This is a genomic window from Constrictibacter sp. MBR-5 (genome assembly GCF_040549485.1).
Lineage (GTDB): Bacteria > Pseudomonadota > Alphaproteobacteria > JAJUGE01 > JAJUGE01 > Constrictibacter.
The window spans coordinates 1-15729 of record NZ_JBEPTK010000032.1 but is presented as its reverse complement, the minus strand read 5'-3'; the positions used below and the strand labels follow the sequence as shown (position 1 = coordinate 15729).

Here is a 15729-nt window from a genome sequence, read left to right as displayed (position 1 = left end):
GAGATGGTGATGCCGGGCGACAACATCTCGATGGTGGTCAACCTGATCCAGCCGATCGCGATGGACGAGGGCCTGCGCTTCGCCATCCGCGAGGGCGGACGCACCGTCGGCGCCGGCGTCGTCGCAAAGATCCTGGAATAGGAGTAGTCTGCCCGTCAGTAGGAGTGTAGCTCAATGGTAGAGCACCGGTCTCCAAAACCGGGGGCTGCGGGTTCGAGTCCTGCCACTCCTGCCACCCTTATTCGCTGAACGGGCACGGACCCGGCTGGGAATCACGTCTATGGCGAAGACCAACCCCGGCGAATTCATTCGTCAGGTGCGTCAGGAGGTGGGCAAGGTCACTTGGCCCACCCGCAAGGAGACCGGCATCACGACCGCAATGGTGTTCGTGATGGTCTTCGCTGCTGCCGTTTTCTTCTTCGTGGTGGACCAGGTTCTGGCCTTCGCCGTCCGTACGCTGCTCGGTCTGGGAGGCTGACGATGGCTCCGCGTTGGTACGTGATCCACGCCTATTCCGGCTTCGAAAAGAAGGTCGCGCAGTCGATCCGCGAGCAGGCTGACCTGCAGCATATCGGCCACCTGATCGAGGAGATCATGGTGCCGACCGAGGACGTGGTCGAGGTGCGCCGCGGCGCGAAGGTGAGTTCGGAGCGCAAGTTCTTCCCCGGCTACGTGCTGGTGAAGATGGAGATGACGGACCATTCCTGGCATCTCGTGAAGAACACGCCGAAGGTGACCGGCTTCCTCGGCGGCGGCGGCAAGCCCGTGCCGATCAGCGAGGCGGAGGCGATGCGCATGCTCCAGCAGCTCAAGGAGGGCGGGGAGCGCCGCAAGCCGTCGATCATCTTCGAGATTGGCGAGACGGTGCGGGTCGCCGACGGCCCGTTCCAGTCGTTCAACGGCATCGTCGAGGACGTCGACGAGGAGCGCTCGCGCCTGAAGGTGTCTGTCTCCATCTTCGGCCGTGCGACCCCGGTCGAACTTGAATACGGGCAGGTCGAGAAGGTCTGACCGAAACGGTTTCTGTCTCTGCGGAAGGCCACCCCCGGCCGTACCGCGCCCCGGCATTCCGCCGGTCTACAGGGGAGAGGTGATGGCGAAGAAGATTACGGGCTACGTCAAGCTGCAGGTGAAAGCCGGGCAGGCGAACCCCTCACCGCCGATCGGCCCGGCACTGGGCCAGCGCGGCGTGAATATCATGGAATTCTGCAAGCAGTTCAACGCGTCGACGCAGGGCCTCGAGCCCGGCATGCCCATCCCGACGGTGATCACGGTCTATGCGGACCGCAGCTTCACCTTCGTGACGAAGTCGCCGCCGGTGTCCTTCTTCGTGAAGCGCGCTGCCAAGCTGAGCAAGGGGTCGACGACCCCCGGCCGCACGGGCGTCGGCAGCATCACGACCGATCAGGTCCGGGAAATCGCGGAAGCGAAGATGAAGGATCTGAACGCCAACGACGTCGAGGCGGCGATGCGGATGATCGCCGGTTCGGCTCGTTCGATGGGCATCGAGGTTCAGGGGTAGCGTCATGGCGAAGAAGGGCAAGCGGCTCCTGAAGAGCCGCGAAGGAATCGACCGTCTCGCCAGCTACGACGTGGCGGAAGCGGTGAAGATGCTGAAGGAGCGTTCGAACGCCAAGTTCGACGAGACCTTCGAGATCGCGATGAACCTGGGCGTCGACCCGCGTCACGCCGACCAGCAGGTCCGCGGCGTCGTTTCGCTGCCGAACGGCACGGGCAAGACCGTCCGCGTGGCCGTCTTTGCGCGTGGCGCCAAGGCGGAGGAGGCACTGGCCGCCGGTGCCGACGTCGTCGGTGCGGAGGATCTGGCCGAGCGTATCCAGGGCGGTACGATCGACTTCGACCGCGCCATCGCGACGCCGGACATGATGCCGATCGTCGGCCGTCTCGGCCGTGTCCTCGGCCCGCGCGGTCTGATGCCGAATCCGCGCCTCGGCACCGTGACCAACGACGTCGCCCAGGCGATCGAGGCGGCGAAGGGCGGTCAGGTGGAGTTCCGCGTCGAGAAGGCGGGCATCATCCATGCCGGCGTCGGCAAGGCGAGCTTCGACGACGAGGCGCTGGTCGGTAACATCCGCGCCTTCTACGACGCGATCGTCCGGGCCAAGCCGGCGGGTGCAAAGGGCAACTACGTCAAGCGCGTCAGCCTGAGCACGACGATGGGGCCGGGCGTGCGCCTCGACCCCTCGTCGATCGGCGACACCGTCGCCGCCTGATCGAGGAGACACGGCGGCTTCCGGCCGCCGTCAGAACCGCCCGCGGCCATCCTGCGCCCCGGCCCTGCCGGGTCCGGTGCATGGCTGCCGTGCGGCATCCGGAGGGGTGACCCTCCGGCCTGTCCGAGACTGCAGGTGCCCCTCGGGGCTCAAAGACCGCCTGCATAGACGGGAGACGACCGGACGGACGCGCTCCGTGCCGGTTCGGACTTCTGGGACAGGGCAGCCACCCCCGGTTTCGGCCGGGGCATGTGCAACGGTTTCGCCGCCTCGGCGGCGGGCCATGTGAAGTGGAGTGAGCCCTTGCTGCGAAAACAGAAGGAGCAGGTCGTCTCCTCGCTGCAGGACACCGTGGCGGGCATGGACCTGATGGTCGTTACCCATCAGGCCGGCCTCACGGTGCAGGAGATGACGGCCCTGCGGCGTCGCGCGCGCGACGCGGGGGCCCGGTTCAAGGTCACGAAGAATCGCCTCGCCAAGCGTGCCCTCGACGGCACGGCGTTCGAGGGGGTTTCGGACCTTTTCCGGGGGCCGACGGCGATCGCCGTTTCGGCCGATCCGGTGGCGGCCGCCAAGGTCGTCTCCGACTATGCGGCGACCAACGACAAGCTGACGATCATCGGCGGGTCCCTCGCAGGCAAGCGCCTGAGCCCCGACGAGATCATGGCCTTGGCCAAGCTGCCGTCCCTGGACGAGCTGCGCGGCAAGATCGTCGGCATGCTGCAGACCCCCGCGACACGGATCGCTGCGGTGCTGGCGGCACCCGGCGCCCAGGTCGCCCGCGTCCTCAACGCCTACGCCACCAAGGAATGACGCCGGTCCAGCCCGGCGCCACCCAGACGTCCAGAAAATCAGGAGACATTTGAAATGGCCGATCTACAGAAGCTCGTCGACGAACTCTCCGCTCTCACGGTCATCGAGGCCGCCGAGCTCTCCAAGCTGCTCGAGGAGAAGTGGGGCGTTTCCGCCGCCGCTCCGGTCGCCGTCGCCGCTGCCGGCGGTGCCGCTGCCGCTGCCCCGGCCGCCGAGGAGAAGACCGAGTTCGACGTGATCCTCGCCGCCGCCGGCGAGAAGAAGATCAACGTCATCAAGGAAGTCCGCGCCATCACTGGCCTCGGCCTGAAGGAAGCGAAGGATCTTGTTGAGGCCGCGCCGAAGGCCGTCAAGGAAGGCGTGTCCAAGGACGAGGCCGACAAGTTCAAGAAGCAGCTCGAGGAAGCCGGGGCGACCGTCGAACTCAAGTGAGGGCGGCGGACCTGCCGGGTCCTCTATCCGGCGTCTTCCGTCTTGCGGGCGGAGCGCGGGAACTTATATAACTCGGTCCGCGCTGCGGTGGGTTGCCCCACCGCAGCGCGTCGTGCCGTTTTCGCGCATCCCTGTGATGCGCTCCGCCGGCGACCGGGCCGGTCGTCTCCTGGCTCTGATCCGGGAGCGTGCCGTTTCCGGGGATGAAGCCGCCGGCGCCGCCGATGAAGTACGCCTCGTTCGCGGGGCCGTAGTGGAGAACAATCGGGCATGGCCATTTCGACGTTCACCGGTCGCAAGCGCATCCGCAAGTACTTCGGTCGCATTCCGGAGGTGGCCCCGATCCCGAACCTCATCGAGGTTCAGAAAACGTCCTACGACGCGTTCCTGCAGATGGACAAGCTGTGGAGCGATCGTAAGCAGGCCGGGCTGCAGGAGGTTTTCGCCTCCATCTTCCCGATCAAGGATTTTGGCGACAAGGCCCAGCTCGAATTCGTGAAGTACGAGTTCGAGGAGCCGAAGTACGACGTCGAAGAGTGCCAGCAGCGCGGCATGACGTTCGCGGCGCCCCTGAAGGTCACTCTCCGTCTGGTCGTCTGGGACGTCGACGAGGAGACGGGGTCGCGGTCGATCCGCGACATCAAGGAGCAGGAAGTCTACATGGGCGACATGCCGCTCATGACGGACAACGGCACCTTCGTGATCAACGGCACCGAGCGCGTGATCGTTTCGCAGATGCACCGCTCGCCGGGCGTCTTCTTCGACCATGACCGCGGCAAGACCCACTCTTCGGGCAAGTATCTCTATGCCGCCCGGGTGATCCCGTACCGCGGCTCCTGGCTCGACTTCGAGTTCGATTCCAAAGATCTCGTCTATGTGCGCATCGACCGGCGGCGCAAGCTGCCGGTGACGACGCTGCTCATGGCGCTCGACAGCACCGCCACGGAGGCGCGCCGCCTGCAGCTGAAGCAGGGCGACCCGAACGCGACGCTGCCGCCGGCCGACGTCCACGGTATGACCGCCGACGAGATCCTGGCGCACTTCTACGAGCGGGTCGTCTTCGAGCACGCCAGTGCCGGCTGGACGACACGCTTCGATCCCGACCGCCTCCGCGGCGTCAAGCTGACGGGTGACCTGAAGGACGCCCGCACCGGCGAGATCGTCGTGAAGATGGGCACCAAGATCACCCCGCGGATCCTGGAGCGGATGCGCGAGCAGGGCATCGAGGAGCAGCTCGTCGACGACGAGGAGCTGTATGGCCGCTTCATCGCCGAGGACATCGTCAACGGCGAGACTGGCGAGATCTACGCCGAGGCCGGCGAGGAGATCACCAAGGACCTGCTCGAGCGGCTCCTCGAGGTCGGTGCGACGCAGCTCCCGACCCTCGCGATCGACCACATCAATGTCGGCGGCTACATCCGCAATACGTTGGCGGCCGACCGCAACGAGACGCGGGAAGACGCGCTGATCGACATCTACAAGGTCATGCGGCCGGGGGAGCCGCCGACCCTGGAGAGCGCCGACACGCTGTTCCGCGGCCTGTTCTTCGACAGTGAGCGCTACGACCTCTCGGCGGTCGGCCGCGTAAAGATGAACGCGCGCCTGAACCTGGAGACCGAGGATACGGTCCGGACGCTGCGCAAGGCGGACATCTTGGCCATCGTCCGCACTCTCGTCGACCTGAAGGACGGCAAGGGTGAGATCGACGATATCGATCATCTCGGCAACCGCCGCGTCCGGTCGGTCGGCGAACTGATGGAAAACCAGTACCGCGTCGGGCTGCTCCGCATGGAGCGTGCGATCCGCGAGCGCATGAGTTCGGTCGACATCGACGCGGTGATGCCGCAGGACCTGATCAACGCCAAGCCGGCGGCGGCCGCAGTGCGCGAGTTCTTCGGCTCGTCGCAGCTCAGCCAGTTCATGGACCAGACCAACCCGCTGTCGGAGATCACGCACAAGCGGCGTCTCTCGGCCCTCGGCCCGGGCGGTCTGACCCGTGAGCGCGCGGGTTTCGAGGTGCGCGACGTGCATCCGACGCATTACGGCCGGATCTGCCCCATCGAGACGCCGGAAGGGCCGAACATCGGCCTGATCAACAGCCTGGCCACCTATGCGCGGGTGAACCAGTACGGCTTCATCGAGAGCCCGTACCGGCGCGTGCAGGACGGCAAGGTCACCGACGAGGTCGTCTACATGACGGCCATGGAGGAGGGGAAGTACACGATCGCCCAGGCGAACGCCGAGGTCGATGCGAACGGCATGCTCGCGTCCGACCTCGTCAGTTGCCGCCACGGCAACGACTTCCTGCTCGCCCGGCCGGACGCGATCCAGATGATCGACGTGTCGCCGAAGCAGCTCGTCTCCGTCGCCGCGGCGCTCATCCCGTTCCTCGAGAACGACGACGCCAACCGCGCGCTGATGGGCTCGAACATGCAGCGGCAGGCCGTCCCGCTCCTCCGCTCCGAGGCACCGCTGGTCGGTACCGGCATGGAGGTCGCGGTTGCCCGTGACTCCGGCGCGGCGGTGTCGGCGCGCCGCGGCGGCGTGATCGACCAGATCGACGCGACCCGCATCGTCGTCCGCGTGGCGGAGGGCGAGGCGGTCGACGGTATGGGCGTGGACATCTACAACCTGCGCAAGTTCCAGCGTTCGAACCAGAACACCTGCATCACGCAGCGTCCCTTGGTGAGCGTCGGCGATCGTGTGGCCAAGGGCGACATTATCGCGGACGGCCCGTCGACGAACCTCGGCGATCTCGCCCTCGGCCGGAACGTGCTGGTCGCGTTCATGCCGTGGAACGGGTTCAACTTCGAGGACTCGATCGTCATTTCAGAGCGCATCGCGCGCGACGACGTCTTCACCTCGATCCATATCGAGGAATTCGAGGTGATGGCCCGCGACACCAAGCTGGGTCAGGAGGAGATCACCCGCGACATCCCGAACGTCGGCGAGGAAGCGCTTCGCCAGATGGACGAGGCGGGTATCGTCTACATCGGTGCCGAGGTGAAGCCGGGCGACATCCTGGTCGGCAAGGTGACGCCGAAGGGCGAATCGCCGATGACTCCGGAGGAGAAGCTGCTCCGGGCGATCTTCGGCGAGAAGGCCTCCGACGTGCGCGACACGTCGCTGCGCGTGCCCCCGGGCGTGCAGGGTACGGTGGTCGAGGTCCGCGTGTTCTCGCGCCGCGGCGTGGAGAAGGACGAGCGTGCGCGCGCCATCGACCAGGCCGAGATCGAGCGCCTGGCGAAGGACCGTGACGACGAGCGCGCGATCATCAGTCGGACGTTCCATGCCCGTTTGAAGGAACTGCTGGTCGGCCAGAAGATCGCCAGCGGTCCGAAGGGCGCCAAGGCCGGCACCGAGGTGACGGAGGCGGTGCTCGGCCAGTTCGCGCCCGGCCAGTGGCGTCAGCTGGTGGTGGGCGACGATCAGGTCATGGCCGAGATCGAGCGCATCGGCCGGCACTTCGACGAGAGCGTCAAGCGCCTGCAGGATCGGTTCGAGAACAAGGTCGAGAAGCTGCAGCGCGGCGACGAACTGCCGCCAGGCGTCATGAAGATGGTCAAGGTCTTCGTGGCGGTGAAGCGCAAGCTGCAGTCGGGCGACAAGATGGCCGGCCGCCACGGCAACAAGGGCGTGGTGTCGCGCATCGTGCCAATCGAGGACATGCCCTCGCTCGAGGACGGCACGCCGGTCGACATCGTCCTGAACCCCCTGGGCGTGCCGTCGCGCATGAACGTCGGGCAGATCCTGGAGACGCATCTTGGCTGGGCATGCGCCGGCCTGGGACGTCAGATCAGCGACCTGCTCGACGGGATCAGCCACGGCCGCAACGGGGCTGACGCGCTGCGGACGCGCCTGGGCGATATCTACGGCGACTACCACAAGGACGAACTGGCTGCCCTGGACGAGAACGAGATCCTCGAACTCTCCAACAACCTGACCAACGGCGTCCCGATCGCGACCCCCGTCTTCGACGGTGCGCGCGAGGAGGACATCCACAATGCCTTGGTCAGTGCCGGTCTCCAGACGTCCGGTCAGGTCACGCTGATCGACGGGCGGACGGGCGAACCGTTCACGCGCCCGGTCACGGTCGGGTACATCTACATGCTGAAGCTGCACCATCTCGTGGACGACAAGATCCACGCGCGTTCGATCGGCCCCTACAGCCTCGTCACCCAGCAGCCGCTGGGCGGCAAGGCCCAGTTCGGCGGCCAGCGCTTCGGCGAGATGGAGGTCTGGGCGCTGGAGGCCTACGGTGCGGCCTATACGCTCCAGGAGATGCTGACGGTGAAGTCCGACGACGTTTCCGGCCGTACCAAGGTGTACGAGGCCATCGTCCGTGGCGACGACACGTTCGAGGCGGGCATCCCGGAATCCTTCAACGTCCTGGTGAAGGAACTTCGGTCGCTCGGCCTGAACGTCGACCTGCAGGAGAGCGAGGTCTGACCGACTTGCCGGGTTCCCTCCCGATCCGTGGCGGCCGGGCGGTACCCGCCGCTTCGGCGCCAACGGGCGTGGCGCTCTTCAGCGCCATTAGCATCGAACGTATGTCCGGCGTCGCGGCCGGTTCGAACAGCCCCGTTGCCGGGGCGTCAGGAGTGATGCGATGAACGAGCTGATGAGGTTTTTCGGGCAGGCCCCGAGCCCGCAGAGCTTCGACAAGATCCGCATCTCGGTCGCCAGTCCGGAGCGCATCCGCTCCTGGTCTTACGGCGAGATCAAGAAGCCGGAGACGATCAACTACCGGACGTTCAAGCCGGAACGGGACGGCCTGTTCTGCGCGCGCATCTTCGGTCCGATCAAGGACTACGAGTGCCTGTGCGGCAAGTACAAGCGCATGAAGTATCGCGGCATCGTCTGCGAGAAGTGCGGCGTCGAGGTCACCCTGTCGAAGGTGCGCCGCGAGCGCATGGGCCATATCGAGCTGGCCTCGCCGGTCGCGCACATCTGGTTCCTGAAGTCGATGCCGAGCCGCATCGGCCTCATGCTCGACATGACGCTGCGTGAGCTCGAGAAGATTCTCTACTTCGAGAGCTTCGTCGTCATCGAGCCCGGCCTGACGGACCTCAAGGAGCGCCAGACGCTCACCGAGGAGGAGTACCTCCAGAAGCAGGAGGAGTTCGGCGAGGACGCCTTCACGGCGAAGATCGGCGCCGAGGCGATGAAGGATATGCTGGGGGCGCTCGATATCGCCGCCGAGCGTGACCGCTTGCGCCAGGAACTGCGCGAGACGACGTCGGAGGCCAAGCGCAAGAAGGCGGTGAAGCGTCTCAAGCTGATCGAGGCCTTCCTCGAGTCCGGTACGCATCCGTCCTGGATGATCATGGAAGTCGTTCCGGTCATCCCGCCGGAACTGCGTCCGCTCGTCCCGCTCGACGGCGGCCGGTTCGCTACGTCCGACCTGAACGATCTCTATCGCCGCGTCATCAACCGGAACAACCGGCTGAAGCGCCTGATCGAGTTGCGCGCGCCCGACATCATCATCCGCAACGAGAAGCGGATGCTGCAGGAAGCGGTCGACGCCCTGTTCGACAACGGCCGGCGTGGCCGCGTCATCACCGGCGCCAACAAGCGTCCACTGAAGTCGCTCAGCGACATGCTGAAGGGCAAGCAGGGCCGGTTCCGTCAGAACCTGCTCGGCAAGCGCGTCGACTATTCCGGCCGTTCCGTCATCGTCGTCGGTCCGGAGATGAAGCTGCACCAGTGCGGGCTGCCGAAGAAGATGGCGCTCGAGCTGTTCAAGCCGTTCATCTACTCGAAGCTCGAACTCTACGGCATGGCGAGCACGATCAAGGCTGCCAAGCGGATGGTCGAGCGCGAGCGGCCGGAGGTGTGGGACATCCTCGAGGAGGTCATCCGCGAGCACCCGGTCATGCTGAACCGGGCGCCGACGCTGCATCGCCTCGGCATCCAGAGCTTCGAGCCGGTCCTGATCGAGGGCAAGGCGATCCAGCTGCATCCGCTGGTCTGCACCGCCTTCAACGCCGACTTCGACGGCGACCAGATGGCGGTCCACGTGCCGCTGTCGCTGGAAGCCCAGCTCGAGGCGCGCGTGCTGATGATGTCGACCAACAACATCCTCAGCCCCGCCAACGGCAAGCCGATCATCGTGCCGACCCAGGACATCGTCCTCGGCCTCTATCACCTTTCGATGATCCGTGAGGGTGAGAAGGGCGAGGGCATGGTCTTCGGCAACCTCGGCGAGGTCCACCACGCCCTGGCGGCCGGCGCCGTCCACATGCACGCGAAGATCCGCGCGCGCTTCATCGGCGTCGACGAGAAGGGCAACGACAAGGCCGCGGTCGTCGAGACGACCCCCGGCCGCGTCATCCTGTCCGAGATCCTGCCGCGGCACCCGACGACCGGCATCGCGCTGGTCAACAAGGTGCTGACCAAGAAGGAAATCGGTAACCTGATCGACATCGTCTACCGCAACTGCGGTCAGAAGGAGACGGTGATCTTCGCCGACCGTCTGATGCAGACCGGCTTCACCTGGGCAACCCGCGCCGGCATCTCGTTCGGCAAGGACGACATGGTCATCCCGAAGGCGAAGGGGCGGCTCGTCGAGGCGGCTCAGAACCGGGTGAAGGAGTTCGAGCAGCAGTACCAGGAAGGCCTGATCACCCAGGGCGAGAAGTACAACAAGGTAATCGACGCCTGGTCGGAGACCACCGACAAGGTCGCCGACGAGATGATGAAGGAGATCCAGGCGGAGAAGCCGGGCGAGCCGATCAACGCCGTCTACATGATGGCGCATTCCGGCGCGCGTGGTTCGGCCGCTCAGATCAAGCAGCTCGCCGGCATGCGCGGCCTCATGGCCAAGCCGTCGGGCGAGATCATCGAGACGCCGATCATCTCGAACTTCAAGGAAGGCCTGTCGGTCCTCGAATACTTCAACTCGACCCACGGTGCCCGTAAGGGCCTCGCCGACACCGCGCTGAAGACGGCCAACTCGGGCTATCTGACGCGCCGCTTGGTCGACGTGGCGCAGGACTGCATCATCCGCGAGGAGGATTGCGGCACCACCAACGGCATCACGACCCGCGCCGTCATCGAGGGCGGTGACGTGATCGAGCCGCTGTTCGAGCGGATCCTCGGGCGCTCTGCCGCGATCGACATCGTCGATCCGCTCGATGAGAAGCGGGTGATCGTCAAGGCCGGCGCGCTGATCAACGAGGAAGACGCGGAGCGTGTGGAGACGGCGGGAATCGATGCGGTGAAGATCCGCTCGGTCCTGACCTGCGAGGCGAAGGACGGCGTCTGCGCCGCGTGCTACGGTCGCGATCTGGCCCGGGGTACCCCGGTCAACCAGGGCGAGGCTGTCGGCGTCATCGCGGCACAGTCGATCGGCGAGCCCGGCACCCAGCTGACGATGCGTACCTTCCACATCGGCGGTGCGGCCCAGCGTGGTGCCGAGCAGTCGAGCGTCGAGGCGGTCCAGGACGGCAGCATCCGTATTAACAACCGCAACGTCGTGATCGACTCCAACGGCGTGCCGGTCGTGATGAACCGGACGACCGAGATCCTGCTGTTCGACAACAGCGGGCGCGAGCGTGCGCGGCATCGCCTGCCGTACGGTGCGAAACTTCTGGTCGACGAGGGCGCGCAGGCGACCCGCGGTCAGCGGCTGGCCGAGTGGGACCCCTACACGCTGCCGATCATCACGGAGCGCGAGGGTATCGCGAACTATGTGGACCTGGTTGAAGGCGTCTCGATCCGGGAGGTTCTGGACGAGGCGACCGGCATCTCCAACCGCGTGGTGACCGACTGGCGACAGCAGACCCGCGGTGCCGACCTGCGGCCGCGGATCACCCTGCGGACGGACGACGGCGAGGTGCTCCAGCTCGCGAACGGTTTGGAGGCGCGCTACTTCATGTCGGTCGACGCGATCCTGTCGGTCCGCGACGGGCAGAAGGTGCAGGCCGGCGACGTCCTCGCCCGTATCCCGCGCGAATCCACCAAGACCCGCGACATCACGGGTGGTCTGCCGCGTGTGGCCGAGCTGTTCGAGGCCCGCAAGCCGAAGGACTTCGCGATCATCGCGGAGCATGACGGACGGGTGGAGTTCGGCAAGGACTACAAGACCAAGCGCCGCATCATCCTCCGCGCGGTCGACGGGACCGATCAGTCGAGCGAGTACCTGATCCCGAAGGGCCGCCACGTCGCGGTGCGCGAGGGCGACTTCGTGCAGAAGGGTGACCTTCTGCTCGACGGCAACCCCGTGCCGCACGACATCCTGCACGTCCAGGGCGTCGAGGCGTTGGCGAACTACCTGACCAACGAGATCCAGGAGGTCTATCGACTCCAGGGCGTGAAGATCAACGACAAGCACATCGAGGTGATCGTTCGCCAGATGCTGCAGAAGGTCGAGATCACCGAGCCTGGCGAGACGACCTTCCTGATCGGCGAGCAGGTGGACCGGGTCGAATTCGACCAGGTGAACGCGAAGGCCACGGCCGAGGGGCTGCGGGTTGCCGAGGCGAAGCCGGTCCTCCAGGGCATCACCAAGGCCAGCCTGCAGACCCAGTCGTGGATCTCGGCCGCCTCCTTCCAGGAGACGACCCGGGTGCTCACCGAGGCGTCGGTGGCCGGAAAGGTCGATACCTTGCTCGGCCTGAAGGAGAACGTCATCGTCGGCCGCCTCATCCCGGCGGGTACCGGCAGCGTCATGAACCGTCTGCGGCACGTCGCCGCCGATCGGGACCGTGTCGCCATGGCCGCACAGCCGTCGACTCCCGCCATCGAGGCGGATGTCGGGCAGGCTGCGGCCGGAGAGTGACCGAACGCGGGGGCGGCTGCCGAAAGGTCGGCCGTCTCCGCGGTTTTCCGGTCTGTTTCGCTTGACGCGGCCCGGCCGGATCCATAGTATCCGCGAACCTCATTTGGGGGCTGGCGGTAGGACCCGATCCTAAACGCAGCCTCGCGCGCTGGCGATACGATCGCCGCGCTCGATCAGCTGCAGAAAAAACCGGGGAAGTCGGTCTCTGACCGGCGGCCCTTTATTGTTTGCGCGGACCGTGGTTGTCGCGGTCCGCGATTTGCTCTTTGTTGAGGACTGGAAGGGAACACGCATGCCGACGATCAGCCAGTTGATCCGGAATGCACGCAGCCCGCAGAAGGCGCGTAACAAGGTGCCGGCCCTTCAGGCCTGCCCCCAGAAGCGTGGCGTCTGCACCCGCGTCTACACCACGACCCCGAAGAAGCCGAACTCGGCGCTCCGAAAGGTTGCGCGCGTGCGGCTGACGAACTCGTACGAGGTGACCAGCTACATCCCGGGCGAGGGCCACAACCTGCAGGAGCACTCCGTGGTGCTCATCCGCGGCGGCCGCGTCAAGGACCTTCCGGGTGTGCGTTACCACATCATCCGCGGCACGCTCGATACGCAGGGCGTGAGCAGTCGGCGCCAGCGCCGTTCGAAGTACGGCGCGAAGCGGCCGAAGTGAGGATCTGAGGGATGTCTCGTCGCCATTCTGCAGAGAAGCGCGAAATCGCGGTCGATGCCCGTTTCGGGGACGCCGTGGTCAGCAAGTTCATCAACATCATGATGTACGGCGGCAAGAAGGCCGTCTCCGAGAAGATCGTGTACGACGCGATCGAGAAGGCGGCGTCCCGTGCGCATCAGGAGCCTGTCCAGGTCTTCCATGCCGCGCTCGAGAACGTCCGCCCGAACCTCGAGGTTCGGTCGCGCCGGGTCGGTGGTGCCACCTATCAGGTGCCGGTCGAGGTTCGGCCGGAGCGGGCTCAGGCGCTCGCGCTGCGCTGGCTGATCAACGCCGCCCGCGCGCGCTCGGAGAAGACGATGGTGGATCGCCTCTCGAACGAGATGCTCGACGCGGTCAACTCCCGCGGGTCCGCCGTGAAGAAGCGCGAGGATACGCACCGGATGGCCGAGGCCAACCGCGCCTTCTCGCACTACCGTTGGTAATCCGGGGACGTTAGGAGCATTCCGATGGCCCGAACGACTGCGCTCGATCTCTATCGCAATATCGGCATCATGGCGCACATCGATGCCGGTAAAACCACGACCACGGAGCGCATCCTCTTCTACACCGGCCGGTCCTATAAGATCGGCGAGGTGCACGAGGGCACTGCGGTCATGGACTGGATGGAGCAGGAGCAGGAGCGCGGCATTACGATCACGTCGGCCGCGACGACCTGCAGCTGGCGCGGCCATCGGATCAACATCATCGACACCCCAGGCCACGTCGACTTCACCATCGAGGTTGAGCGTTCGCTCCGCGTGCTCGACGGTGCGGTGACGGTGTTCGACGGTGTCGCCGGCGTGGAGCCGCAGTCGGAGACGGTGTGGCGCCAGGCCGACAAGTATCACGTGCCCCGGATCTGTTTCGTCAACAAGATGGACCGCACCGGCGCCGACTTCATGCGCTGCGTGGGGATGATCGTCGACCGGCTCGGTGCCACGCCGCTCGTCCTCCATCTGCCGATCGGCCTGGAGGCTGACTTCGTCGGACTCGTCGATCTCGTGAAGATGAAGGCGATCGTCTGGCGCGACGAGTCCCTCGGTGCCGAGTTCGACGAAGTCGAGATCCCGGCGAATATGGCCGAGATGGCTGCCGAGTGGCGCCAGAAGCTGGTCGACCTCGCGGTCGAACAGGATGATGCGGTGATGGAGGCCTATCTCGAGGGCAACGAACCCGACGCCGAGACGCTGCGCAAGTGCATCCGCAAGGGCACCGTCGACTTCAAGTTTGTCCCGGTCCTGTGCGGCTCCGCCTTCAAGAACAAGGGTGTGCAGCCGCTCCTCGACGCGGTCATCGACTATCTGCCGAGCCCGACCGAAGTCGCGGACATCCGCGGCATCAAGCCGGGCACGGACGAGCCGATGGTGCGCCGCTCCAGCGACGACGAGCCGTTCGCCGCACTGGCCTTCAAGATCATGAACGACCCGTTCGTCGGGTCGCTCACCTTCATCCGCGTCTATTCGGGCGTGGTCGAGAGCGGCCAGACCCTGATCAACACGGTGAAGGACAGTCGCGAGCGCATCGGCCGCATGCTGCTGATGCACGCGAACACCCGTGAGGACGTGAAGGAAGCGCGCGCCGGCGACATCGTCGCGGTGGCGGGTCTGAAGAACACGACCACCGGCGACACGCTGTGCGATCCGACCAAGCAGGTCATCCTGGAGCGCATGGAGTTCCCCGATCCCGTGATCGAGGTCGCCGTCGAGCCGAAGTCGAAGGCCGACCAGGAGAAGATGGGCGTCGCCCTGAACCGTCTGGCGCAGGAGGATCCGTCCTTCCGCGTGTCCGTCGACCATGAGAGCGGGCAGACGGTCATCAAGGGCATGGGCGAGCTCCACCTGGAGATCCTCGTCGACCGGATGAAGCGCGAGTTCAAGGTCGAGGCGAACGTCGGCGCGCCGCAGGTTGCGTATCGCGAGGCGATCTCCCGTGTGGCCGAGATCGACTACACCCATAAGAAGCAGACCGGCGGTTCGGGCCAGTTCGCTCGCATCAAGCTGGTGTTCGAGCCGCAGGAGCGCGGCGCGGGCAATCTGTTCGAGAGCAAGATCGTCGGCGGCGCGGTGCCGCGGGAGTACATCCCGGGCGTCGAGAAGGGCCTCAAGTCGGCCTGGACCACGGGGGTGCTGGTCGGCTTCCCGGTCGTCGACATGAAGGTGTCGTTGATCGACGGTGCCTATCACGACGTCGACTCCAGCGTCCTGGCCTTCGAGATCGCGGCGCGTGCCGCCTTCAAGGAAGGCATGGAAAAGGCCAAGCCACTGCTGCTCGAGCCGATCATGCGTGTCGAATGCGTGACGCCGGACGAGTATATGGGCGACATCATCGGCGACCTGAACAGCCGCCGCGGACAGGTGACCGGCATGGATCAGCGCGGCAATGCCCGCGTCGTCAGTGCCATGGTGCCGCTCGCGAACATGTTCGGCTACGTCAACACGCTGCGGTCCATGAGCCAGGGCCGTGCGCAGTACACCATGCATTTCGATCACTACGAGCAGGTGCCTCAGGCGGTTGCGGACGAAGTCCGCGCCAAGATGGCCTGACGGCTGCGTAGCGATCGACGCGTGATCTGAAGGAGAAGCGGGAATGGCGAAGGCAAAGTTCGAGCGGAACAAGCCGCACTGCAACATCGGAACGATCGGCCATGTCGACCATGGCAAGACGTCGCTGACGGCCGCGATCACGAAGATCCTGGCCGAGACGGGCGGTGCGAAGTTCACGGCGTACGACCAGATCGACAAGGCGCCTGAAGAGAAGGCGCGCGG

The 15729-nt window shown here is 65.7% G+C and carries 13 protein-coding genes and 1 tRNA gene; all 14 read left to right on the top strand.

What is annotated here, in order from left to right; all coding sequences use genetic code 11:
- Positions 1 to 141, top strand: a 141-nt coding sequence (locus ABIE65_RS27370; protein ID WP_502918554.1) for an EF-Tu C-terminal domain-related protein, incomplete at its 5' end; no start/stop codon positions are given.
- 19 nt (positions 142 to 160) lie between these two features.
- Positions 161 to 235, top strand: a tRNA-Trp gene (locus ABIE65_RS27365).
- Positions 236 to 280: 45 nt separating this feature from the next.
- Complete coding sequence (secE, locus tag ABIE65_RS27360) at positions 281 to 478, top strand: preprotein translocase subunit SecE (RefSeq protein ID WP_354081928.1); 198 nt, start codon at positions 281 to 283, stop codon at positions 476 to 478.
- A gap of 2 nt (positions 479 to 480) precedes the next feature.
- Entirely contained in the window at positions 481 to 1011 is a 531-nt protein-coding gene (gene nusG / locus ABIE65_RS27355; RefSeq protein WP_354081927.1) for a transcription termination/antitermination protein NusG, read from the top strand.
- An 82-nt stretch (positions 1012 to 1093) separates the two neighbouring features.
- Positions 1094 to 1522, top strand: coding sequence for a 50S ribosomal protein L11 (rplK, locus tag ABIE65_RS27350; RefSeq protein ID WP_354081926.1), 429 nt, complete (start codon positions 1094 to 1096; stop codon positions 1520 to 1522).
- 4 nt (positions 1523 to 1526) lie between these two features.
- Positions 1527 to 2234, top strand: coding sequence for a 50S ribosomal protein L1 (gene rplA, locus ABIE65_RS27345; RefSeq protein ID WP_354081925.1), 708 nt, complete (start codon positions 1527 to 1529; stop codon positions 2232 to 2234).
- A gap of 303 nt (positions 2235 to 2537) precedes the next feature.
- Positions 2538 to 3047: a 50S ribosomal protein L10 gene (gene rplJ / locus ABIE65_RS27340; protein ID WP_354081924.1), complete on the top strand. Its 510-nt coding sequence runs from the start codon at positions 2538 to 2540 to the stop codon at positions 3045 to 3047.
- A gap of 54 nt (positions 3048 to 3101) precedes the next feature.
- Positions 3102 to 3479 (top strand): 50S ribosomal protein L7/L12, encoded by a 378-nt coding sequence (rplL, locus tag ABIE65_RS27335; RefSeq protein WP_354081923.1) that lies wholly within the window; start codon positions 3102 to 3104, stop codon positions 3477 to 3479.
- A 270-nt stretch (positions 3480 to 3749) separates the two neighbouring features.
- A complete protein-coding gene (gene rpoB / locus ABIE65_RS27330) occupies positions 3750 to 7928 on the top strand; it encodes a DNA-directed RNA polymerase subunit beta (RefSeq protein ID WP_354081922.1) in 4179 nt (1392 codons plus the stop codon).
- 160 nt (positions 7929 to 8088) lie between these two features.
- Positions 8089 to 12261 carry a DNA-directed RNA polymerase subunit beta' gene (gene rpoC, locus ABIE65_RS27325; protein ID WP_354081921.1) on the top strand — a complete coding sequence of 1391 codons (4173 nt, stop codon included), beginning with the start codon at positions 8089 to 8091 and terminating at the stop codon, positions 12259 to 12261.
- Between the two features lie 292 nt (positions 12262 to 12553).
- On the top strand, positions 12554 to 12925 hold the full coding sequence (rpsL, locus tag ABIE65_RS27320; RefSeq protein WP_354081920.1) for a 30S ribosomal protein S12: 372 nt from the start codon (positions 12554 to 12556) through the stop codon (positions 12923 to 12925).
- 11 nt (positions 12926 to 12936) lie between these two features.
- Entirely contained in the window at positions 12937 to 13407 is a 471-nt protein-coding gene (gene rpsG / locus ABIE65_RS27315) for a 30S ribosomal protein S7 (RefSeq protein ID WP_354081919.1), read from the top strand.
- A gap of 24 nt (positions 13408 to 13431) precedes the next feature.
- On the top strand, positions 13432 to 15507 hold the full coding sequence (gene fusA / locus ABIE65_RS27310; RefSeq protein WP_354081918.1) for an elongation factor G: 2076 nt from the start codon (positions 13432 to 13434) through the stop codon (positions 15505 to 15507).
- Positions 15508 to 15550: 43 nt separating this feature from the next.
- Positions 15551 to 15729: GTP-binding protein (locus tag ABIE65_RS27305; RefSeq protein WP_354081678.1), on the top strand; the 179-nt coding region annotated here is incomplete at its 3' end.

What these genes read in the sequence shown, in the direction of transcription:
- rpsL (WP_354081920.1), top strand. Translation starts at nt 12,554, where the DNA reads ATGCCGACGATCAGCCAGTTGATCCGGAATGCACGCAGCCCGCAGAAG.
- fusA (WP_354081918.1), top strand. Translation starts at nt 13,432, where the DNA reads ATGGCCCGAACGACTGCGCTCGATCTCTATCGCAATATCGGCATCATG.
- secE (WP_354081928.1), top strand. Translation starts at nt 281, where the DNA reads ATGGCGAAGACCAACCCCGGCGAATTCATTCGTCAGGTGCGTCAGGAG.
- rplL (WP_354081923.1), top strand. Translation starts at nt 3,102, where the DNA reads ATGGCCGATCTACAGAAGCTCGTCGACGAACTCTCCGCTCTCACGGTC.
- rpoC (WP_354081921.1), top strand. Translation starts at nt 8,089, where the DNA reads ATGAACGAGCTGATGAGGTTTTTCGGGCAGGCCCCGAGCCCGCAGAGC.
- nusG (WP_354081927.1), top strand. Translation starts at nt 481, where the DNA reads ATGGCTCCGCGTTGGTACGTGATCCACGCCTATTCCGGCTTCGAAAAG.
- rpsG (WP_354081919.1), top strand. Translation starts at nt 12,937, where the DNA reads ATGTCTCGTCGCCATTCTGCAGAGAAGCGCGAAATCGCGGTCGATGCC.
- rplK (WP_354081926.1), top strand. Translation starts at nt 1,094, where the DNA reads ATGGCGAAGAAGATTACGGGCTACGTCAAGCTGCAGGTGAAAGCCGGG.
- rplA (WP_354081925.1), top strand. Translation starts at nt 1,527, where the DNA reads ATGGCGAAGAAGGGCAAGCGGCTCCTGAAGAGCCGCGAAGGAATCGAC.
- rpoB (WP_354081922.1), top strand. Translation starts at nt 3,750, where the DNA reads ATGGCCATTTCGACGTTCACCGGTCGCAAGCGCATCCGCAAGTACTTC.